This window comes from Arthrobacter sp. NPDC093128, assembly GCF_040683875.1.
Classification (GTDB): domain Bacteria; phylum Actinomycetota; class Actinomycetes; order Actinomycetales; family Micrococcaceae; genus Arthrobacter.
In genome coordinates this window covers 162,795-184,155 of sequence record NZ_JBFBEY010000002.1, presented here as the reverse complement: position 1 = coordinate 184,155, position 21,361 = coordinate 162,795, and the positions used below count along the sequence as shown (strand labels likewise).

At 66.5% G+C, this 21,361-nt stretch carries 15 protein-coding genes and 1 tRNA gene; 5 read left to right on the top strand and 11 right to left on the bottom strand.

The window, feature by feature from the left end:
• Window positions 1–71: 71 nt before the first annotated feature.
• From AB0N24_RS02830 to AB0N24_RS02805, 6 genes are all read right to left on the bottom strand, one after another.
• A complete protein-coding gene (locus AB0N24_RS02830; RefSeq protein WP_364120139.1) occupies window positions 72–2,804 on the bottom strand; it encodes a LuxR C-terminal-related transcriptional regulator in 2,733 nt (910 codons plus the stop codon).
• Window positions 2,805–3,040: 236 nt separating this feature from the next.
• On the bottom strand, window positions 3,041–3,625 hold the full coding sequence (pth, locus tag AB0N24_RS02825; RefSeq protein ID WP_364120136.1) for an aminoacyl-tRNA hydrolase: 585 nt from the start codon (window positions 3,623–3,625) through the stop codon (window positions 3,041–3,043).
• Between the two features lie 155 nt (window positions 3,626–3,780).
• Window positions 3,781–4,374 (bottom strand): 50S ribosomal protein L25/general stress protein Ctc, encoded by a 594-nt coding sequence (locus AB0N24_RS02820; RefSeq protein ID WP_364120133.1) that lies wholly within the window; start codon window positions 4,372–4,374, stop codon window positions 3,781–3,783.
• Window positions 4,375–4,611: 237 nt separating this feature from the next.
• Window positions 4,612–5,592, bottom strand: coding sequence for a ribose-phosphate diphosphokinase (locus tag AB0N24_RS02815; RefSeq protein ID WP_011691079.1), 981 nt, complete (start codon window positions 5,590–5,592; stop codon window positions 4,612–4,614).
• Window positions 5,589–7,115 (bottom strand): bifunctional UDP-N-acetylglucosamine diphosphorylase/glucosamine-1-phosphate N-acetyltransferase GlmU, encoded by a 1,527-nt coding sequence (gene glmU, locus AB0N24_RS02810; RefSeq protein ID WP_364120130.1) that lies wholly within the window; start codon window positions 7,113–7,115, stop codon window positions 5,589–5,591. Before glmU ends, AB0N24_RS02815 begins: the two co-directional genes overlap by 4 nt.
• Window positions 7,116–7,208: 93 nt before the next feature.
• A tRNA-Gln gene (locus AB0N24_RS02805) sits at window positions 7,209–7,280 on the bottom strand.
• Window positions 7,281–7,480: 200 nt separating this feature from the next.
• Between AB0N24_RS02805 and AB0N24_RS02800 the strand changes: the two genes are divergently transcribed.
• Window positions 7,481–8,080 (top strand): TetR/AcrR family transcriptional regulator, encoded by a 600-nt coding sequence (locus AB0N24_RS02800; protein WP_364120632.1) that lies wholly within the window; start codon window positions 7,481–7,483, stop codon window positions 8,078–8,080.
• A gap of 483 nt (window positions 8,081–8,563) precedes the next feature.
• Here the strand turns inward: AB0N24_RS02800 and AB0N24_RS02795 are convergent, their stop codons facing one another.
• The 3 genes from AB0N24_RS02795 to rsmA form a co-directional block, all read right to left on the bottom strand.
• Window positions 8,564–10,393, bottom strand: a complete 1,830-nt coding sequence (locus AB0N24_RS02795; RefSeq protein WP_364120127.1) for an ABC-F family ATP-binding cassette domain-containing protein — start codon at window positions 10,391–10,393, stop codon at window positions 8,564–8,566.
• 53 nt (window positions 10,394–10,446) lie between these two features.
• Window positions 10,447–11,409, bottom strand: a complete 963-nt coding sequence (locus AB0N24_RS02790; RefSeq protein WP_364120124.1) for a 4-(cytidine 5'-diphospho)-2-C-methyl-D-erythritol kinase — start codon at window positions 11,407–11,409, stop codon at window positions 10,447–10,449.
• A gap of 82 nt (window positions 11,410–11,491) precedes the next feature.
• On the bottom strand, window positions 11,492–12,379 hold the full coding sequence (rsmA, locus tag AB0N24_RS02785; protein ID WP_364120121.1) for a 16S rRNA (adenine(1518)-N(6)/adenine(1519)-N(6))-dimethyltransferase RsmA: 888 nt from the start codon (window positions 12,377–12,379) through the stop codon (window positions 11,492–11,494).
• Window positions 12,380–12,509: 130 nt separating this feature from the next.
• Here rsmA and AB0N24_RS02780 point away from each other — a divergent pair, with 130 nt between their 5' ends.
• Complete coding sequence (locus tag AB0N24_RS02780) at window positions 12,510–13,550, top strand: AAA family ATPase (protein WP_364120118.1); 1,041 nt, start codon at window positions 12,510–12,512, stop codon at window positions 13,548–13,550.
• A 256-nt stretch (window positions 13,551–13,806) separates the two neighbouring features.
• Here AB0N24_RS02780 and AB0N24_RS02775 read toward each other — a convergent pair whose 3' ends face one another.
• The gene (locus AB0N24_RS02775; RefSeq protein ID WP_364120116.1) at window positions 13,807–14,985 is read right to left on the bottom strand and encodes a ubiquitin-like domain-containing protein; all 1,179 of its coding nucleotides are present in this window, start codon (window positions 14,983–14,985) and stop codon (window positions 13,807–13,809) included.
• A gap of 271 nt (window positions 14,986–15,256) precedes the next feature.
• Complete coding sequence (locus AB0N24_RS02770) at window positions 15,257–16,144, bottom strand: TatD family hydrolase (protein ID WP_364120113.1); 888 nt, start codon at window positions 16,142–16,144, stop codon at window positions 15,257–15,259.
• 177 nt (window positions 16,145–16,321) lie between these two features.
• Between AB0N24_RS02770 and AB0N24_RS02765 the strand changes: the two genes are divergently transcribed.
• From AB0N24_RS02765 to AB0N24_RS02755, 3 genes are read left to right on the top strand one after another with little or no spacing between them, the layout of a single operon-like run.
• Window positions 16,322–17,437 (top strand): MoxR family ATPase, encoded by a 1,116-nt coding sequence (locus AB0N24_RS02765; protein ID WP_364120110.1) that lies wholly within the window; start codon window positions 16,322–16,324, stop codon window positions 17,435–17,437.
• 14 nt (window positions 17,438–17,451) lie between these two features.
• Window positions 17,452–18,843 carry a DUF58 domain-containing protein gene (locus AB0N24_RS02760; protein WP_364120107.1) on the top strand — a complete coding sequence of 464 codons (1,392 nt, stop codon included), beginning with the start codon at window positions 17,452–17,454 and terminating at the stop codon, window positions 18,841–18,843.
• Entirely contained in the window at window positions 18,840–21,356 is a 2,517-nt protein-coding gene (locus AB0N24_RS02755; RefSeq protein WP_364120104.1) for a DUF3488 and transglutaminase-like domain-containing protein, read from the top strand. The genes AB0N24_RS02760 and AB0N24_RS02755 overlap by 4 nt, the downstream gene beginning before the upstream one ends.
• Window positions 21,357–21,361: the final 5 nt, after the last annotated feature.

Sequence of the window (21,361 nt, the reverse complement as noted above, 5' to 3'; positions counted from 1 at the left end):
CCCGGTCTATCCAAGGCTCACCAGCATTCTGACGCTGGGTCCCGGCGCGCGGCCGCGCCGAAGCCTTCCCATCAGACTTGAGCGGTTCCTTCAAGCTCACTCCTCGATGAAATCCCCATTTTCGTGAAGATTTGGTAGAGATGGCCTTCCACAGTTCGTATGGAAAGCTGCAGCCGGTTGGCAACCTCCTTGTTGCTCAACCCCTGACTGGCCATCCTGGCAACCTGCCGTTCCCTTTCGGTCAATTCCGGTCCTACCGTATGCGGCATCAGCGGCAGCACCGGCAGGGTCTCCACGAGCCGATCCAGACGATGCTGGGCCGCCCGGGCGGACTGGGAATCTCCCTTTTCCCTGGCAATGTCCAGCGCCAGCACCACGCACCGCGACTCCACCGCATCAAGGTGGAGCTCCTGGGCCAGGGACGCCGCCTGAAGCAGGACCTTGGAGTCCTTCTTTCTGCTCCCCTCCCCGACCAGACGGTTGACGCTGGCCATTTTTCCTTGCCGGCGGGAGGAAATTTCGATCAGCAGGGTCAGTTCTTCCTCCGTTCCATGCACGGTAGCACCGAACAGGCTGATGGAGGCAGTGGTTGTCCGCCCTTTGGAAATGTCTTCGTGGGCCGACTCGATCAGCTTCTGCTTGGCTCCCGGATCCTTGAGCCACCGCCGGGCCATCCGGACGCAGAAGTCGGTCATCCACGAAGTAAACCAGGCGACGTGCTGCTCCTCCTGCGCGGCCAGGTCCAGGAAATTGCGCGACTCCTGCACGTCACCGGCCTGGGCATAGGCGAAGGCAAGTGCCGAGCAGGCCAGGGCCGGCCCGTAGTAGCTCCGCCTGATTTCCAGCTGCGCCTGGGCACCAAGCAGCGTGTCAATGGCGAGGTCGGCCCTTCCGGCGTAGGTGTAGGCGACACCGAGTGCGAGTTCGGCGGCTCCGCCGAGGTACTGCATGATTTTCGGCTTCTGGTCCAGGGCCTCGGTGAGTATCCTGACGCAGTCCTCCCATTGGCCGCTGCAAAGGAGGGCGGCGAACAGGCCTTCCGCCCGCCAGCTCAGCATGCCGGGCACTACGTGGGACTGCTCGGACCTTTGCTGGATCTCGGCAGCCAGGGCCATTGCGTCCGCTTCCCTGCCCAGGACCGCCCAGGCCATGGTCAGCAGGCAGGCGCAGTTCAGGACATACAGCGGGTCGCCGTCTTCCTTGTAGGCCCGCTCCAGGTCTTCGGCAACAGCTTCGTAGTCCCCCTGATGGACCATCTGTTCGAATTCGGCGAGCCTGATTTGCTCATGCGCCCGTGCAAAGTCGGCTGCTGTCTCATTGCCGATTGATGCCCTCTCCCGACGGGCCAGTTCGTGCCGTGCCGCGGACAGGATGCCGCCGATCCGGCTGTATCCGCCGTGGACCCAGAGCAGCGAACTGCAGAAATCCAGGATGTAGTTCGCGTAGGCGGCGGCCGGAAGCCCGGAAAGCTGTTCGGGGGTGACTTCCTCCAGGACGGCCACGGCGGATTCGTGCTCTGCCAGTGTCATGTAGGCGGCCGCCCGCTGCTGGGCTGCCTCGGCCCAGTGCGGGTCTTCAACCCGGACCTGGGCCAAGGCTTCCAGGGCGAACATCGGGTCGAAAAGCCGGTTTGCCGCTACAGCCGCGGCCAGCGCGAAGGCCGGCTCCACGGGTTCGCCGCAATCGAGCGTCCAGGCCACATAGCCGAGGAGTTCTTCGACGTCCATCTCCGCCGGGGTGGCTCCCACAACCCTCGCCACCAGCTGGTGCAGTTCCTTGCGCCGCGGAAGGTCCATCCAGCCCCGGATGACTTCGCCGACGTAGTCGTCCTTCAGGCTGACCCAGCGCCGCCCTGTCTCGCCGACCTGCAGGTAGCCGGCCTTTTCCAGGTCGGCGACGACGGCGGGATCCAGGACGTCCAGGAGGACAAACAACGGCACGCGTCGGATCAGGGCAAGCCACTCCAGCCCCTCCCTGACCTTTGGCGACTCCCTTGCCAGCCTCGACCTGACGAGATCCACCAGGGCGTCGGCTTCCGCTAGGTTGATTTCCCCCCTGAGGGCCCAGACTTTCCCGGCCAGGTGGAGGTTGCCCGAACGCAATTGTTCAATGACGATGGCCTGCAGCACCAGTGGATTTCCGCCGCTCGCAGCGTAGAGCGAACTGGCGGCTGTGGCGGTCACAGGGCGCCCCAAAACTCCGGCAAGCAATTTGCTCACTTCCGGACGGGAGAATACCTCCAGCCGCACTTCCTCCAGTGAATTGTTGCGGAGGAGGCGGATCAGGTCTTCGGGCAAGTCCGTGACATTCCGGACGGTGACTATGAGCTTTGCGGCGCCGCTCAGGAGGAGGTGCATAAGGACAGCAGTGCTCATGCTGTCGATCGCCGGCAGATCCTCCAGCACGACGAGGACGGGCCGTCCGGAAGCATCCTCGCGGATTAGCCGGGAAATGCCGTGGACAATTCCGCCCGGTGAATCGAGCGCGTGGCCGGGCAGCCGGGCCACCAGAAACGCCAACTGGCCGAAAGGAATGGCAGGATCAGTGGGGGTACCGTGCAGGTGGATGACGTGCGTCTTTCCCGCCAGTTTGGCTTCGACCGCCCGCGCGAAGGTGGACTTTCCGACGCCTTGGGCGCCGACCACGACGACGCCGTGAAGGTCGCTTTCCTCGAGGATGGAAACAACGGTTGCCTGCACGTCCTGCCGCACCAGGGACGACCACTTACGACGCTCGGAGGCGCCCATGCCCCGGCGTTCAGTCTCCAGCAGCCCCCCATGTTCAGAGCCGTGTGATGCAAGCACGATCGATCACGCTACCTTCGTGGCTCCAGCTGATGCGACTTGGCTGAGCCGTCGGGTTTTTAGTTTTCCGATGCCGCCAAACCAGGCAACAAGACCTTGAATGTGAAAATTACCATAGCAGATATGACTAAACAATCAGGCGACATAATTGACTTGGTTAACCAATTGCCAGGTACTAACCGGAGCGTGTCCCCCACCCGCACATTACCGCCATTAGGGCCGGGTGCATGGGAAAGTTACTGAACTGCAGTGTGAAATTTCTGCTGTGCGGCCGGCAGTCCGTCCTTGACCACGGTCTCCACGGCATCCGCGGCGTCATCCAGGAGGAACGGGAGCTCCTTTTTCTCGGCGGTGGCGAAGTCCTTGAGGACGTAGTCTGCAGTGTCCATCCTGCCCGGTGGGCGTCCCACCCCGACGCGGACCCGCAGGTAGTCCTTGGTGGCCAGGGCCTTCGAAATGTCGCGCAGGCCGTTGTGTCCGCCTTCGCCCCCGCCGACTTTCAGCTTGACAGTATTAAAGGGAATGTCGATCTCGTCGTGGACCGCCACCACGTGCTCCGGATCGATGTCGTAAAACTTCGCCAGCGCGGACACGGGACCGCCGGAGACATTCATGTAGCTCATCGGCTTTGCCAGCACCACGCGGGGTCCGCCGATGCCGAGCCGGCCCTCCAGCACGTGGGCGCGCGCCTTGTGCACCTTGAAGCTGCCCCCTACCCGGCGCGCCAGTTCGTCCAGCACCATCTGGCCGACGTTGTGCCGGTTGTTGCTGTATTCGGTGCCGGGGTTGCCAAGGCCTACGATCAGCCAGGTGTCAGTCATGCGTCAATCCTAGAGTGGTCCGGGTCCGGCAGCTAAGGCAGTGCGCCGGTTGTGCCGGGCGTGCCCTATTGCGGCTGGGGGTTGTGTTGGAGGGCTTTTAAGACGGCAGTGGCCGGGCCCCGCCAGGGACCCGGCCACCGGAGAATTCCTCGGAACTACTCGGCGGCCGAGGATCCCGCCGTGGTGTCGGCTGAAGCCTCTTCCTCGGAGACCTCAGTGGCCTCGGAGATGTGAACGACGAGGGCCTCGGCGTCGGCCAGCAGGACGGAGCCCTTCGGCAGGACCAGGTCGGAGGCGTGGATGTGCTCGCCCGCGGTGCGGCCTTCGATGCTGACCTCGACGGAGGTGGGCAGGTGCGTTGCTTCGGCTTCGAGGGAGACGACCGTCATTTCCTGGTTGTAGACGTTGCCCGGGGCAAGCTCGCCGGTCAGGTGAACGGGAACGTCCACGGTGACCTTCTCGCCGGTGCGGACGGTCAGGAGGTCGATGTGCTCGATGATCTGCTTGATCGGGTTGCGCTGGATGTCCTTGACCAGCGCAAGGTGCTGCTCGCCGTTGATGTCCAGGGTCAGCAGGGCGTTGGCAGCGCGGACGGCCAGCGTGGTGGCCTTGGCCGGCAGGGTGATGTGGATCGGCTCTGCGCCGTGGCCGTAGATGACAGCCGGGATCAGGTTGGACATCCGTGCACGGCGGGCGAAGCCCTTGCCGAATTCGGTGCGTACTTCTGCTGCGAGCTTCTGCTCAGACATGTAAATCTCCTTGAAATCTAAACGGTGTTCAGCAAGGGCGGAGGTCTGTTTGCGACCTTCAACGCCGGGCGGCCCGTGGCCGGCCCTTCAAGAAGGGAGATTCAGACCCAGTCGATAACGGAGACTGCTCTCCCTCGCCAAGGTATCGTGGACCAGCTTACCAGCGTCGGGCCCGGTTACTGAAAACGGGCCCGACGCCGGATGGGTCAGGTGGTGCGGATGCGGCAGGTACCGGGGTCAGGCGTTGCCGTCGAAAAGGCTGGTGACGGATCCGTCGTCGAACACTTCACGGATGGCGCGCGCAATCAGCGGAGCGATGGACAGCACAGTCAGCTGCGGGAAGCGCTTGTCGGCCGGGATGGGCAGCGTGTCGGTGACCACCACTTCGCGGGCGCCCGACTCGGACAGCCGGCGGGCCGCAGGATCGGAGAAGACGGCGTGGGTCGCCGCGATGATGACATCCTTGGCGCCGGCGTTCTTAAGCACCTGGACGGCCCCGGAAATGGTTCCGCCGGTATCGATCATGTCGTCGATCAGGACGCAGGTGCGGCCTTCGATCTGGCCCACGACGGTCTTGGACACGGCCTGGTTCGGAACCGTGAGGTCGCGGCTCTTGTGGACGAACGCCAGCGGGGCACCGCCGAGGCGCTCAGCCCACTGTTCGGCCACACGGACGCGGCCGGTGTCCGGTGAGACAACGGTGATGTTGTCCGCTGCGACGCGGGTGCGGATGTAGTCAGCCAGCAGCGGAATGGCCATCAGGTGGTCCACCGGGCCGTCGAAGAATCCCTGGATCTGCGAGGTGTGCAGGTCAACGCTCATGATGCGGTCGGCGCCGGCGGTCTTGTACAGGTCGGCCACCAGGCGGGCGGAAATCGGCTCGCGGCCGCGGCCTTTTTTGTCCTGGCGGGAGTAAGGGTAGAAGGGCGAGACCACGGTGATGCGCTTGGCGGATGCCCGCTTCAGCGAATCAATCATGATCAGCTGCTCCATGAGGTGGTTGTTCAGCGGTGCAGGGTGTGCCTGGATGACGAAGGCGTCGGTGCCGCGGACGCTCTCCCCGGCACGCACGTAGATTTCCCCGTTGGCAAAATCGTAGGCATCCACCGGCAGCAGTTCCGTGCCCAGCTCCTTGGCGATCTCCCGTGCAAGCTCGGGGTGTGCCCGCCCAGCGGCGAGAACCAGTTTCTTCTCGCCGCGTGCCGTAATTTCGGTCATGATTGCTTGCCCTCTTCTGTAGGTGCCGGGGTGCTTGAGGAATCCAGGGGCGGCTGTGCCGCGGCTGTTTCGCTGACCGGCGCCGTTGCCCCCGCGGCTTCGGCCAGTACTGCTGAGATGGAGCCGGGCCGGTGCGAGATGACCCATCCTTCGGCGTTCCGCTGCTTGGCCACCGAGATGGCCAGCGCGCCTGCGGGAACGTCCTGGCGGATCACCGCGCCGGCGCCGCTGTACGCGCCATCGCCCACCTGGACCGGAGCGACGAAGACGGTGTTGGAACCCGTGCGCACGCCCGAGCCGATCACGGTGCGGTGCTTGTTCTCGCCGTCGTAATTGGCAGTGATGTTGCCGCAGCCGATGTTGGTGTCCTCGCCGATCTCGGCGTCACCGGCGTATCCGAGGTGCGACAGCTTGGAGCCGCGGCCGATCGTGACGTTTTTCGTCTCGTAGAAGGCGCCGATTTTGCCCGTCTCCCCCAGCACCGTGCCGGGCCGGAGGTAGGTAAACGGCCCGACGCTGGCGTTCGCGCCGATAGTGGCACCGGAACCGTGCGTCCGGGTCACTTTGGCGCCTTCGCCGACGGTGACGTCCGTCAGGGTCGTATCAGGGCCGACGACGGCGTCCCTCGCCACTGTCGTGGCGCCGTGCAGCTGGGTGTTGGGCAGGATGCGGACGTCCTCTGCCAGCGTCACCGTGGCGTCGATCCATGTGGTGGCGGGGTCCACGACCGTGACGCCGGCCCGCATCCAGGCTTCGACGGTGCGGCGGTTGTGTTCGGCGCCCAGCGCTGAAAGCTGCACGCGGTCGTTTGCGCCCTCGACCTGCCAGCGGTCGTTGGTGACAACGGCGGCAACCCGTCCGCCGGCAGAGCGTGCCAGCCCAAGAACGTCGGTGAGGTACATCTCGCCCTGCGCGTTGTCCGTGGTGACCTGGACCAGGGCGTCGCGGAGCACGGCGGCGTCAAAAGCGTAGATCCCCGAATTGATCTCGCGGATTTCACGTTCCTCGTCGGACGCGTCCTTGTGCTCGCGGATGCCCGTGACGGTGCCGTCTGCCGCGCGCAGGATCCGGCCGTAGCCGGCGGCGTTGTCCAGGACCGCGGTCAGGACGGTGACTGCGTTGCGTTCGTGTTCGTGGATCAGCACCAGCTCGGCGAGCAGCTCAGCCGAGAGCAACGGCACGTCGCCGTACGTGACCACAACGGTGCCGTCCAGCGGACCGCCGGCGTCGAGCGCCTCGAGCGCCGCCTGTACGGCGCGGCCAGTGCCGGGGACTTCATCCTGGTCGACGATCAGCGCCGCGGGGTCGAGCCCGGACACATGCGCGGCCACCAGGTCGCGCTCGTGGCGGACCACAAGGGCAAGCTGCCGGGGGTCGATGGTGCGGGCGGCACGCAGGGCGTGGCCAACCAGCGACAGGCCGCCGATTTCGTGAAGGATCTTGGGGGTCCGGGACTTCATCCGGGTACCCGCACCTGCAGCTAGGACGATGACGGCGGCCGGGCCGGTTGTCTCGGGGCTCACGTACAGGCTCTCCTTGCTTGGTGGATCTCGGTTGCGCGCACTTTCACACCCTGCCAGCCTGTTCCGGAAATAACACCCGGTCAACAGCGGCAGTTCCGCCCATAGGATTCGAACCTATACTCCACGGCTCCAAAGGCCGGGGTGCTGCCATTACACCAGGGCGGACCGTGCCCGGACCCGAAGCCCCGTGGCACGAGAACCAATTCTGCCACGAAGGTCGGCGCTCTTGCGACTCGGTGCTCTCTCCCAAGACATTCCCGTTAAGGCATGATTGGACGGTGAGCAAGATCAACGGTGCACCCGACGGTGCCGGAAACCATCCAGGCAGGCCGGTCAGGGCTCCCGGGTACGTGCCCCGGCCGCGCATGACCGGGGCGCAGCGCCGCTCACAGCTGATCGACATCGGACGCGGCCTCTTCGCCATCCGCGGCCTGGACGGCACCACAATCGAAGACATTGCGGCCGCCGCCGGCGTGTCCAAGCCCGTGATCTACGAACACTTCGGGTCCAAAGAGGGCCTCTACACCCAGGTGGTGGAATTCGAGTTCCGGATCCTGCTGTCAGCCATCAACGACGCCCTCACCGATGAAGCGAAGCCACGGGTCCAGGTGGAGCGGGCTGCACTGGCACTGCTGACGTACATCGAGGACCGCACGGACGGTTTCCGGATCCTGATGCGCGACGCCCCGCCGTCGCAGCCCGAAGGCGCCTTCTCCACCTTGCTCTCCCATGTCACTGCACGGGTGGAACACATCCTGTCGGACGAATTCGCCCGCCGCGGCTTCGGTGCGGCCGACGGCGCCATGTACGCGCAGATGCTGGTGGGGATGGTCGCCATGACCGGGCAGTGGTGGCAGGACACCCGGACCCCGGACAAGCGCGCCGTGGCCGCCCACCTGGTAAACCTCGCCTGGAACGGCCTCACCGGCCTGCAAAAGGAACCCGAGCTCCGCAGCGAGCCATAGCCCTTCGCCGTGCTCACCTTCGCAGCGCAGCGGACCTTCGCCGTCGCTTAGACACACCGCATAGGGGCCCCTGCGGTCGCTGAGCGACCTCCGGAGCCCGATGCGCCGCGATGCGCGACTACGCGAAGGCCCCCCGCACTGCCATTGCCGGTGTTCCGTTCGCATAAGCATTGTGTCGTCAGCCGGCTTTCGTTGCCGGTCGACGACGTTCTAGCAGGGCACCGCGACGGATGACGCGCACGTTGCGCGGGGTCTCGCGGTCGAGGGTAAGAGGAGTTTGCGAGCTCAGAGTGAGCTTGGACCTCATCCCCTTCCCCAACGGCAATCCTTCGGTGAGGTTAGCAACATCGGCGGGCGGCGGTGTTTCGCGAAGGAGCGCATCGCGGCGCGTCAGGGCATGGAGGTCGCCCAGCGACCGGAATGGCCTCTACGCGTGGTGTCTAAGCGACGGCGAAACGCCGCTGACCGCCAGCCGCACGACGCCTACTCGCCGAGGACTTCGAGCGCTTCCAACCATTCGAGTTCCAGGGCTTCGCGTTCCCCGGCGAGTTCCTGGAGTTTCGCGTTGAGCCCGGCGAGCTGGTCGAACTTGCTGGCGTCCCCGGCCCCGGCCGTCATCTGGGCGTGGATCTTGTCTTCCTGCTGCTTCAGCTTGCCCAGCTGGCGGTCAATCCTGTTTTTCGCCTTGCGGGCATCGCGCTTTTCTGCTTCGGACGGGCCGGCGGCTGCGGGTTCTGAACTGCCGCTGGCGGCGGTGACGGGGTTGCCGCCGCCGGTGATGGTGGAGCCGGCCAGGGCGCCTTCGCGCAGTTCGAGGTACTGGTCAACGCCGCGCGGCAGCGCGCGGATCTTGCCGTCGCCCAGCAGTGCCATCTGGTGGTCCGTGACGCGCTCCAGCAGGTAGCGGTCGTGGCTGACCACAACGAGCGTGCCCGGCCAGCCGTCCAGGACGTCTTCGACGGCGGCCAGGGTGTCCGTGTCGAGGTCGTTGGTGGGCTCGTCGAGCATCAGGACGTTCGGCTCGCCCACGAGGAGGCGCAGGAGCTGGAGCCGGCGGCGTTCGCCACCGGAAAGGTCCTTGACCGGGGTCCACTGCTTCTCGTTGGTGAAGCCAAGCTGTTCCACGAGCTGGCCGGCGCTGAATTCCTTGCCGCCAACGTTGAAGGACCGCTTTTCGCGCTCGATGACTTCGATGACGCGCAGGTCCTTGACGTCGTCGAGTTCCTTGACCTCCTGGGTGAGGACGGCGGTGACAACTGTCTTGCCGCGCTTGACCTTGCCGGAGGTGGGCTGGATTTCGCCGTTGAGGAGCTTCAGCAGGGTGGTTTTGCCGGCGCCATTGACGCCCACCAGCCCCAGCCGCTCACCCGGCGCGAGGCGGAGGGTGATGTTGTCGAAGAGCTTCTGCCCGGGGTCGCCACCGAGGAAGTCCAGCGAAACGTGCTCGAGGTCCAGCACGTCCTTGCCAAGGCGTGCCGTGGCCATCTTGCTCAGCGCCATCGAGTCGCGCGGCTCCGGGACGTCGGCGATCAGGGCGTTGGCTGCCTCAATGCGGAACTTGGGCTTGGCGGTCCGTGCGGGGGCGCCGCGGCGCAGCCAGGCCAGTTCCTTCTTGACGAGCTGCTGCCGTTTGCCCTCCATCACCGAAGCCGAGCGGTCACGTTCGGCGCGGGCCAGGACGTAGGCCGCGTAGCCGCCTTCGAACGGGTCCATGATCCCGTCGTGGATTTCCCAGGTCTTGTTGCAGACTTCATCGAGGAACCAGCGGTCGTGGGTGACCACCAGGAACGCGCCCTGGTTGGCCCGCCAGCGGGTCTTGAGGTGCCGGGACAGCCAGGCGACGCCTTCGACGTCGAGGTGGTTGGTGGGCTCATCCAGCATGATCACGTCGTGGTCTTCGATCAGGAGCTTGGCCAGGGCCACGCGGCGCTTCTGGCCGCCGGAGAGCGCGTGCACATTGGCGTGCCAGTCGACGTCGGACACGAGTCCGCCCATGACCTCGCGGATCTGCGGGTTGCGGGCCCATTCGTAGTCAGCCTGGTCGCCGACGATCGCGGCGCCGACCGTCAGGTCGCCGTCGAGCACGTCGCTCTGGTCCAGGTAACCGATGTTCACCTCGCTGCGCTTGGTGACCCGCCCCGAATCCGGGGTGGAGCGCATCGACAGGAGCCGCATCAGGGTGGACTTGCCGTCGCCGTTGCGGCCCACCATGCCGATCCGGTCACCCTCTTCAAGGCCGAGGGTAACGCCGTCGAGGACGGTGCGGGTTGCATACGAGACCGTAAGGTTCTCGCCGCCGAGCAGGTGAGCCACTGGGAACTGCTTTCTTCGGTGGAAATTTGTAAGGAAGTACTGGTCAAAAGCTACTAAAGGAGCGTATCGGAGATGATGCGCGCCCCGTGCACCGGGCCGTGGACGGCCAGGGCATTCAGGCCGTGATGGCCGAGGTCTTCGGCGAGCCCGGCCGCTGCAGCGGGGCTGTGTGTGAGCAGGGCGACCGTGGGGCCGGAGCCTGAAATCAGTCCGGCGATGGCTCCGCACGATTCACCAAGGCCTAGCGTATCGCGCAGCCCCGGCGCCAGTTCAATGGATGCGCGCTGGAGGTCGTTGACCAGGACCCGGCTCAGGGCGTCCGCGTCGCCGCTGCGGAGCGCCTGCAGGATCTTCGGATCCACTGCGGTGGGCTCCTCGGCGGCCACGCCTTCGGCGAGGCGGAGCCTGTCCAGGGTACGGAAGACGTCCGGCGTCGAGAGCCCGTAGTCGGCGGTGACCAGTACCCAGTCCATTTGCGCTTTGGCCAGCGCCGGCGACAGTTCATCGCCCACCCCAAGCCCGACGGCGGTGCCGCCGAGGAGCGAAAACGGGACGTCGGCCCCGAGTTCTGCGGCCAGGTGGGCCAGCTCGTCGCGGGACAGCCCGCTGTTCCACAGGGCGTCACAGGCGAGCAGCGTGGCCGCCGCGTCGGCTGAGCCGCCGCCCATGCCGCCGGCCACCGGGACACGCTTGGTGATCTCAAGGTGCACGCCGGTGGAGTGCTCGGACACGTCGGCCATGATGGCGGCCGCCTTGTATGCGAGGTTCCGTTCGTCGAGCGGAATGTCCATGTCCTCGAGGTCCAGAGTGCTGGACGGACTGATGCTGACCGTGATTCCGTCCGTGGCTGTGCTGGTGGCGGCCACTTCCTCGTAGAGGGACACCGCCAGGTAGACACTGGCAACGGAATGGTAGCCGTCCTCCCGCAGCGGGCCCACATCCAGCGAGACGTTGATTTTGCCGGGAGCCTTGACCCGGACCGTCCTCGCGGCAAAGCGCCCTCTCACTGCGTTCATGAATCCAAGCTATGGCATGGCAGCGTCAGGGTCCAAGCATGCACGCAGACAGCGACGCACAATGCGGGAGCGGCGTCCGGCCTCAAACCTGCTGGGCCTGGCGGGCTTCGGCGATCCTTGCGAACGCTGCGATATCGATCACTTCGCCCCGGGCGGTGGGATCCACGCCCGCCGCCAGCAGGCAGCGCTCGGCAACAGCTGCACTTCCGGCCCATCCGGCCAGGGCGGCACGCAGGGTTTTCCGGCGCTGGGCGAAAGCGGCGTCGATCACGGCGAAGACCTGTTCGCGGGTCGCCGACGTCACCGGCGGTTCACGGCGCGTGAAAGCCACAAGCCCTGAGTGGATCTTGGGTGCCGGCCAGAAGACGTTCATTCCGATGACGCCGGCCTTGCGCATGCTGCTGTACCAGGCGGCCTTCACTGACGGCACACCGTACGTTTTGGATCCGGGGCCGGCAGCAAGCCGGTCCGCCACCTCGTCCTGGACCATGACTAGGCCGTGCCGGAGGCTCGGGAAGTGCTGCAGGAGGTGCAGGACCACCGGCACCGCAACGTTGTACGGGAGGTTCGCCACAAGCGCTGTCGGCTCAACGGGCAGTTCTGTCACCCTCATGGCGTCCGCCAGGACCAGGTGGAAATCCTTGACGGCGTCCGGGCGCCACTGCTGCACGGTGTCCGGCAGCTTGGCCGCAAGGACGGGGTCAATTTCGACGGCGACAACGGACTTGGCGGCGTCCAGCAGTCCCAGGGTGAGTGATCCCAGTCCGGGACCGACTTCCAGGACGGTCTCATCCGCGTGGATGTCTGCTGCGGCCACGATCCGGCGGATGGTGTTGCCGTCGATGACGAAGTTCTGGCCCAGGGTTTTCGTGGGGCGGACTCCGATCTCCTCGGCGAGCCGGCGGACATCGGAGGCGCCCAGCAGTGGTGCGGGCGCGGTGCCGGAGGCGGCGGGAGTCGGTTCAGTCACCTAGGTATCCTATCCCGTTGGCCTGCGGCGGCCGCGCCGGTGAAGGGTCTCCGGGGACGGCGAAGGCCGGGTGTTGATACTGGTGGGGCCAACCCCACCGCGGTCGGGAATCGAGTACTACAGTGGATGCATGGCTGGCAGCCGCAATCCGCTCGACGACCTGCGCGAAACCATCGGCCATCTGACCGATCAGCTCAGGCTGCACGGTTCGGAGCGCGTCGACGACCTGGTCGGCGATCTCATCGGTGCGAGGCCCGGCCCGGCCCGGCCGCTGTCCGAGGTGCAGGCCGAGCTCGACGCGCTGGTCGGACTGGAGACCGTGAAGGAACAGGTGCGGGCCCTCGTCGCATTGCTCCAGGTCCAGGCCCGCCGTAAGACGCACGGCCTGCCGGAGGTGGCCACATCACAGCATCTGGTGTTCCTCGGAAACCCGGGCACGGGCAAGACCACCGTGGCGCGGCTCCTGGCCGAGATGTACCGCGCGGTCGGTCTGCTGCAGAAAGGCCACTTGGTCGAAGTCGACCGTTCGGGCTTGGTGGGGCAGTACGTCGGCGCGACCGCCATCAAGACGGACCGGGTGATCCGGCGTGCGCTGGACGGCGTCCTGTTCATCGACGAGGCCTACGCGCTGGCCCCGGAGGACGGCCGGATGGACTTCGGCCCCGAGGCGATCGAGGTCCTGCTCAAGCGGATGGAGGACCACCGCCACCGCCTGGTCGTGATCGTGGCCGGGTACCCGCGGCTGATGGAGTCCTTCTTGCTCTCGAACCCCGGACTGCGCTCCCGGTTCGCCCGCGAGATCACGTTCCCCGACTACTCCGTTGACGCACTCCAGACGATCTTCCACCAGATGCTGGCCCAGCACGAGTACACGCTGGAGCCGGGTGCGGACCAGATGCTGCGCCGCATCTTCACCGGGCTCCACGCGGGCGAGGACTCCGGCAACGCACGGTTCGCCCGCACGCTGTTCGAGCAGGCGCTCAACCGCCAGGCGCTGCGGCTGTCGCTCGACGAGGAACAAAGTCTCGATGCGCTCGATCGTGAGGCCGTCATGACGCTCACCGCGGACGACATCGTCAAGGCCGCGCTGGCCTTGGGCGAGGAGCCGGAGCCGGAACCGACGCCGGAACCGGAACCGGAGCGGTCACGCTGGTGGCGCTGGCTGGCCTGACCGGATCTGCGGCGGCTGTCAGGCGAAGGCCCGTCCCGCCCCCGAGCGGGAAAAGCACAACGTCGCAAACAGCGCCACCGCGGCTTCGCTGCTCCTCAGACAACGAACTGCCCTTAAACCTGAAACTGCTCCCCGTAAGTTGGGACTGAATTTTCAGTCCAACTTTCGGGGAGCAGTTCATTTCCGGACCCGGCCTTCGATTCCCCCGTGGCGGTGGTCAGCTGCCGCGGCGGAGTGTTGTACTGCGGGACGGCTGCTAGCTGCTCGCTGCCCAGCCGCAGCCCCAGGGCGAGAGGCCGCGCTGCGCGTAGACGCGGTTGGCGATATCGATCTGCTGGGCCTTGGTGGCGAGGCTGGCGTTGGGTGCGTATGCGCCACCGCCGGCACCGATCCAGGTCTGGATGTCGAACTGCAGTCCGCCGTAGTAGCCGTTGCCGGAGTTGATGGACCAGTTACCGGTGGATTCGCACTGCGCGATCTTGTCCCACATGGCTTCGTTCATCATGGTGGGGGCTGCTGCACCGGTATTCGCACCGGCGGCTTCGGCCGCGGGCTTTTCCTTGGTCCCGACCGCCACTTTTTCGGTCACGGGCTGCACGGAAACGGTCTCGGAGACCAGGGTCCGGGAGGCTTCCCGGCCGTCCACCAGCACCAGTTTGAAGTTCTTGTCCACCTTGCCGGGGACACCGGCCTGGGTGACCTTCTTCTCGCCCACGAACAGGTCGGCGCTTTCGGAACTGAGCGTCTCGAAAGGAACCTCTTCCGTGGTGGCGGCGGTCTTCGAGGAATCAACCCGGGAAACCTTGATCGCCATGTCATTGACCACATGGGCGTTGCGGGGCTGGGAGAGCCGGTCGCCGGCACCGACCGTGACTCCCGCGTCCTTGAGGACATCGGCCACGGTGGCTGCGGTGGTGGTGGTCTTGGATGCCTTGCCGTCCGCCAGGATACTGACGGTCTTCGGCGTGGAAATGGACACGAAGGATCCGGAGACGGCCAGCTGGGCGTCCTTGGGCACGGACACTTCCGAGGCGCTTGCAACGCCCAGTTCGGTGACGAGTCCTTCGACGTTGGCCGAGGTGGTGTTGATCGTCTTCTCAGCGCCGTCGAGGCTGATCTTCACGGCCTTGGCGAGGTTGACGTTGATGACCGAGCCGTTCTCCACGCGGGCGTCCGCCGACGGGGATACCCGGTCTGCGCCCTGCAGTTCCACCTTGGCGCTCTTAACCACTTCGCCCACGGTCCCGCCGAAGGTCTGGACGGAACTGACTTTTCCGTCCACGTTCAGGGTGACTGTCTTGTTGTTGCCTACGAAGGCCACGAGGCCCAGCACGAGTGCGGAGAGCACAACCAGCTGGGCGCCGACCTTGACGAAACTGAATTTACCGTCCGAAGTGAAGAAGTTGACCACGATTGCCCGTAACTCTAGGACCATCCGGGCACGGGGAAAAACGCACATCACCCACCGACGCAAACACCCTCAGGGCAACTCCGGACATGGTCCGGATGTTTGCAGCAGACGTGTGCGCCGCCACACTCAGCACTGCATGGGCCCGCCGCGTGCGCAGGCCCGGAACTGAGTGAAATTATCCGAAGGCCTTCCCCGACCCCGGCTAATAGTTATCCACTGTAACCGAAGCGTTATAAAGCAACCAAGATTTTGTGCATACCTGGTATTCCTGACTGTTGCCTGAGCGGAGCTGCGGTCAGTCCCATGATCCGTATGCCCGCACGGAGTTTTCGGCTATTTGGGCGCAAAGGCCGGACAGCTCGGTGCTTGTCAATTCCGCCATGGTCCGGACCGTGTGAGGGATCAGGTAGCTGGCATTGGGGCGGCCGCGGAACGGATGCGGGGTCAGGAAAGGCGCATCCGTCTCCACCAGGACCCGGGCGGGGTCGGCAATTGCCAGCGCAGCGCGCAGGTTGGCCGCGTTCTTGAACGTCACAGTGCCCGCGAAGGACATGTACCAGCCTTCGCTGTTGCACGTCCGGGCCAGCTCCTCGTCGCCGGAAAAGCAGTGGAACACCACCCGTTCCGGGGCGCCTTCTTCGCGCAGGACCTGGACGACGTCGTCATGGGCGTCGCGGTCGTGGATCTGCAGCGTCAGGTCCAGCCGCTTGGCGATGTCGATGTGGCGGCGGAACGAATAGCGCTGATGTTTCAGCCCCTCCCCCTCCGTGCGGAAGAAATCGAGGCCCGTCTCGCCAATGGCGCGGATCCTGGGATGCGAGGCCAGCTCTTCGATCTCGGCGAGCGCATCTTCCAGTTCGCCGCGCTTCGCATAGTCCGGAGCGTCGTTGGGGTGGATCGCCACGGCGCCGAGCAGCCGCGCGTCCAGGTCGACCGCCTGAACCGTGAACCTGGAGGATTCAAGGTCGCAGCCAACCTGCACGGCACCCTGGACGCCCACTGACGCGGCGATGTCCAGCGCCGCGGACACGTCCACGGTCACGTCTGCGTTGGGGAAGTCCAGGTGCGTGTGGTTGTCCATGACCGGGACGGGCAGCGGCTCCGGCGCCGGCGGATAGCCGTGCCGGCCGGAGCCGTCGCTTCCGGGCGCACGAAACGGGACTGGCGTCAACGGGGTGTTCATCCTTCTACCCTAGCCGTCCAGGGCCCCCCGGCTCCTGCCCGGGAAATACCGGAACTCTCTGTCAGGTCCGGCAGTTGTGTTAGTAGTCTGGTAGGCATACGGGCGAACGCCCGGCGGCGGCGCCAGCAGTTAGTTTGCCAACCCGTCCAGGCTTCCCCCAGGGCTGAAAGGCTGTCGATGGATTCCCACAGACGCACCACAGTAGACGAAGCACTCCCGGAAGGGCAGAGCTTCCCTGGCGGTGCGGGAATTGTCGGAAACCAACTGAACGGACTCAAGCCGCCGGCCATGGAGGCCGAGGCCTTCCACAACGCCAGCGAGCGCATTCTGTCCGCCATCAACACCGTGATCGATGGCAAGGCGGAGGCCGCGAAGCTTGCCCTCACGGTCCTCCTGGCCCAGGGGCACCTGCTGCTGGAGGATGTTCCCGGCGTAGGAAAGACCCTGCTGGCAAAAACACTCGCCCGTACCATCGACTGTTCGGTCAGCAGGATCCAGTTCACTCCGGACCTCCTGCCGTCCGATGTCACCGGCGTCTCCATCTACAACCAGGCGTCGCGGCTGTTCGAGTTCAGGCCCGGCGCCGTGTTCGCCAACATCGTCATCGGTGACGAAATCAACCGCGCCTCGGCAAAAACCCAGTCGGCGCTTTTGGAATGCATGGAGGAACACCAGGTCACCGTGGACGGGGACTCGTACAAGCTGGATGAGCCCTTTATGGTGGTGGCCACGCAGAACCCCATCGAGATGGAGGGGACGTACCCGCTGCCTGAGGCGCAGCGGGACCGGTTCATGGCCCGCATCTCCATGGGTTACCCGGACAAGGACTCAGAGATTGAAATGCTGGAGACGCACCAGGCGACGTCGCCGCTGACCCGGGTGACCGCCGTCGTCACCTCGGCCGATGTGGCGGCCATGATCGCTACCGTCCAGCGGGTCTACGTTTCGCAGGCCGTCAAGGAATACACCGTGTCCATCGGCCGCGCCACGCGCGAAAGTGCCATGCTCCGCCTCGGCGCCAGCCCGCGGTCCATGCTCCAACTCCTGCGGGCGGCGAAGGCCACCGCAGCCTTGGAGGGCCGGGACTTCGTCCTCCCCGACGACGTCGTCAGCGTTGCCGAATCCGTGCTGGCCCACAGGATCATCCTTGACCGCAAGGCCGCCAGCACGGGGGAAACGCCCCACAGCGTCGTCCGCAGCATCCTGGCCAAGCTTCCGGTACCGCAGGATATGTCCACGCAGTCGCGGGGCGGCGGCCAGCGCAGCGGCCCGGACCTGCGGCACACCCGTTAGCCGAAGGCACCACGATGGCCCTGACGGACAGGCTTCCGGCACACCTCTTCAGCACGCGCGGCTGGGGGCTGCTGGCCGCGGGCGTGGTTTCGCTCCTCGCGGCCCAGGTGATGGGCCGCCGGGACCTGCTGACGCTCGGCATCCTCCTGGTCGTCCTGCCGCTGGTCTCCCTCGCGGGGATCCGCGTCCTCAAACCCAGGTTCAGGGTGTACCGCGAGTTCAACCCCGCCAGCGTGGAAACATCCTCCACCACCACCGTGCGGCTCGCCGTGGCGCGGACCGGGATAGCCACCGGCCAGGTGATCATGGAGGAACACCTTCCGCCGCGGTTCGGCGACTCGCCGGCCTTCCGGTTCCCGGCCCGCTCCGCCGTCGGCGGGACCAGCCGCTATGAATACCACCTCCGTTCCGGCAAACGGGGCCAGTTCGTCATCGGCCCGGTGACGGCCGAGTTCACGGACCCCTTCGGGCTCTCGCTGCACCGCCACGCGATCGACGACGGCGACACGCTGACCGTGACGCCCGCCGCCGTCGAGCTCCCTGCGACCGGACTCGCCGGCGCGCGCGGCAACGACGGCGTCACGGCCACGCGGATCCGTGCGAATCCGAGCGACGACGACGTCATGACCCGCGAATACCGCCACGGAGATCCGATGCGCCGGGTGCACTGGGCTGCGACGGCCAGGCACGGCGCCCTGATGGTGCGGCAGGAGGAGTCGGTCACCACTCCGGAGGCCACCATCATCCTCGACCATCGGTGGGCGGCGTTTGCGCGCGGACCCGGGGCCGCCTTTTCCGCCACCTCCGGCGAGGACGGCCACGATCTGGTGACCAGCGACACGTTCGAATGGGCCGTTACGGCGGCCATGTCCGTCAGCGCCCACTTGGCGGAACGCAATTATGCCCTGCGGTTCCTCGATTCCGCGGGAGAACCGGCCTTCCTCCACTCGCCTTCGGCACCCGAACCGGAAGCGGAGGAATACACCGGGTCCGGCGGCCTGCAGTCCATTGCGGAGAGCCTGGCCGCAATCCAGCTGACCGGCGCCCATCATGGTCCGGCGCCTGAGTCAGGCCTGCACCCCTTCGACGACAGGCTCATCGACAAGCTCTCCGCCCACCGGCAGCGGGGCCCCATCCTGGCCATCCTCGGACATCTGCAGGCCGCAGAGGCGCGCTCCCTGTCCGCCGGCGCGGGGTTCGGGGCCAACGCGTTCGCGATTGTCGTCACCGACCATCCGGGCGACTGCCAGTCCGCCCTGGAATCGCTGAGGTCCGGCGGCTGGCGGGCTGTGGCCGTTACCCCCGGCACGTCGGTACCGGCGGCGTGGTCCTATTTCGACCAGCGCGATGCGGCAGCCGCCACGGCCGCCGCGGATGTCCGCCGCGGCACGGGAGTCAGCCGATGACCCTGACTCCCCAGCGGCACTCCGGTGCGGACACCGGCCGTACCCCCGAAGTCCTGGCACCGTCACCGGCCTCGTCCGCACAGTCGCGCCGGGTTGGCGCGCACCCGTGGGTGATGGCGGCCGCCGTCGCCGTATCTGTGGCCGGCGCCGCGCTCTCCCTCAACGGGGTACTCCGGGGCTGGGCCTGGTACGTGCCGGTGCTGACCACCGTCTGCGTTGTGGCCCTGGCCATGGCGGTCCTGCGGTCGCTGCGCGCCCAGCCCTTCCTGGTGGCGTTGGGAGGCTTTGCCTCCCTCGTCTTCATCCTGACGTTCACGTTCTTCCGCAGGGACAGCATTGCCGGCTTCATCCCCTCCGGGGACACCATGGCGCAGCTGGGCCGGTACCTGCGGCGGGCAAGCGAGACCGTCCTGGCTGAAAGCTCCCCGGTCGCGCCCAACGCCGGCATCGTGCTGGTCACGTGCGCTGTCCTGGGGCTGGTGGCCATCCTGGTCGATGCCCTCGCCGTGCCGCTGGCCCTGCCGGCAACCAGCGGACTGGGTCTCCTTGCCATCCTGGTGGTGCCGGCCATGGTCAAGCCGCAGAGCGTCGGCCCGTGGGGGTTCGCCGCTGCCGCTGCCGGGTACCTGATGATCCTGGCCTGCAGCCAGTGGTTCGCCCCGGACAACCGGACCATGGCGGACACTGCCCGCAACCCCGGACAGTTCCGCCGGGCGGCACTCACCGGCGGCATGGCGCTGGTCATCGCCCTCCTCCTCCCCCTCGCCGTTCCCGGCTTCGACCAGGGCACCTTCCCGCAGGGTTCCCGGCTGAATCCGTGGGGTTCCTCCACCGGGCTGAACCCGATGATCAGCCTGGGCAACAGCCTGCGGAGTCCCTCCGGCGACGGGCGCATCACCTACGCCTCCAACGCAAGCCGCCCGCAGTACCTCCGCTCGGTCACCGTGGACCGGTTCGACGGCGATTCCTGGTCACCGGACGACCGTGACGCTTCCCGCCGGGTGGGGGTCGGCCGGATGGACGTCGGCTACGAGGTTCTCGCTGACGAGCAGGTCCGCACGGTCACGGCGGTCGACACCGGACGTTTCACCAGCCCGTACCTGCCGGTGCCGTACGCTCCCGACTCGGTCAATGGCCTTGACGGACGGTGGAGCTGGGATCCGGCCACCTTGAGCATCAAGGGCGTGGACACCAACGCGCGCAATCAGCAGTACGTGGTGCAGTCGACTTCCCCCCGGCTCACGCCGGAGCTGCTGGCCCAGTCATCGGCGCCCGTGCGCGGGATCTCGGAGGAGTTCATCCGCCCGCCCAACAACGTGCCGGACATCGTGCGCACCACGGCGGACACCGTGACGGAGGGAAGCCGGACTGCGTACGCCAAGGCCATGGCCATCCAGAACTACCTGCGCTCCGTGGAATTCACCTACTCCCTGCAGTCCCCCGTCCAGGGCGGCTATGACGGCAACGGCCTCTCTGTCCTGGCGGACTTCCTGACGCAAAAGAGCGGCTACTGCATCCATTTCGCCTCGGCCATGGCTGTCATGGCCAGGCTGGAAGGAATTCCGAGCCGCATTGCCGTGGGCTACGCCCCCGGCAGGTCCACCGGTGCCACGGTTTCGGTTCCCGGGCAAGGCGCCCTGACTGAATACGAAGTTGATTCCAGGGACGCCCACGCCTGGCCCGAACTCTACTTCCAGGGCCTCGGCTGGGTTGCGTTCGAGCCCACCCCGTCGCGTGGAGTGGTGCCGGACTACGCTTCTCAGGCCTCCACCCCCGGCGGTGCCAGCACCAACGAAAACAACGACGGCCTCATCCCGTCCAGCGCCGCCACCCCCGGCGCTACACCCGGCGCCACGCCCGTGCCGCTGCCCGGACTCGACTCCTCCGGTGAAGCCGGACACGCGCTGAGGCTGCCGCTCTACGGGGCCGCGGGCATCCTGCTCCTTGCCCTGCTCGCCGCCTCGCCCCGGATAGTGCGGGCCGGGCTTCGCTCCCGACGGCTCAGGGGCTCGCCCTCCCCCGGCGGCAGCACGGCCGCCTCGGCCTGGGCTGAACTGCGGGACCTTGCCACCGACTACGGCCTGGCTCCCGGCGTCAGCGAAACTCCCCGGCATTTCTCCGGCAGGCTTCGCGAATCGGGTGCGCTGGGCGGGCCGGATGGAGCGGACGACGCCGGTGCGCGGGCGGTTGCCTCGCTCACCGCTGACTTTGAACGCCAGCAGTACGGCCGTCCTGCCGGTATTCCCGAAAACGCCGCATTGGCCGGCGAACCTTCCGCCGCGGTTTCGGCTGCCGACAGGATAGCCCGGACCCAGGCATCCCTGCGGCGGCACTCACGGCTGCCCCAACGGCTCCGGGCGGAGTGGCTGCCGCCCTCGGTCATGAATCGCTGGGGACTCATAGCCTCGGCGCCCTTCCGGGCAATCTCGCGTCCCGCCGCCAAACTGGGGCAGGCCGCCGCGCGGTCCTGGCGGACGGTGCGCGACGGCCTGCGACGCCTGCGGCAGGGCTAGCCTGC

Bases quoted from the DNA above. Each gene is read 5' to 3' on its own strand.
- AB0N24_RS02775 (WP_364120116.1), bottom strand. From the start codon at position 14,985: ATGGTCCTAGAGTTACGGGCAATCGTGGTCAACTTCTTCACTTCGGAC.
- AB0N24_RS02780 (WP_364120118.1), top strand. From the start codon at position 12,510: ATGGCTGGCAGCCGCAATCCGCTCGACGACCTGCGCGAAACCATCGGC.
- AB0N24_RS02815 (WP_011691079.1), bottom strand. From the start codon at position 5,592: ATGACCGAAATTACGGCACGCGGCGAGAAGAAACTGGTTCTCGCCGCT.
- AB0N24_RS02760 (WP_364120107.1), top strand. From the start codon at position 17,452: ATGGCCCTGACGGACAGGCTTCCGGCACACCTCTTCAGCACGCGCGGC.
- AB0N24_RS02755 (WP_364120104.1), top strand. From the start codon at position 18,840: ATGACCCTGACTCCCCAGCGGCACTCCGGTGCGGACACCGGCCGTACC.
- AB0N24_RS02820 (WP_364120133.1), bottom strand. From the start codon at position 4,374: ATGTCTGAGCAGAAGCTCGCAGCAGAAGTACGCACCGAATTCGGCAAG.
- AB0N24_RS02765 (WP_364120110.1), top strand. From the start codon at position 16,322: ATGGATTCCCACAGACGCACCACAGTAGACGAAGCACTCCCGGAAGGG.
- pth (WP_364120136.1), bottom strand. From the start codon at position 3,625: ATGACTGACACCTGGCTGATCGTAGGCCTTGGCAACCCCGGCACCGAA.
- AB0N24_RS02790 (WP_364120124.1), bottom strand. From the start codon at position 11,409: ATGAACGCAGTGAGAGGGCGCTTTGCCGCGAGGACGGTCCGGGTCAAG.
- AB0N24_RS02800 (WP_364120632.1), top strand. From the start codon at position 7,481: ATGACCGGGGCGCAGCGCCGCTCACAGCTGATCGACATCGGACGCGGC.
- AB0N24_RS02770 (WP_364120113.1), bottom strand. From the start codon at position 16,144: ATGAACACCCCGTTGACGCCAGTCCCGTTTCGTGCGCCCGGAAGCGAC.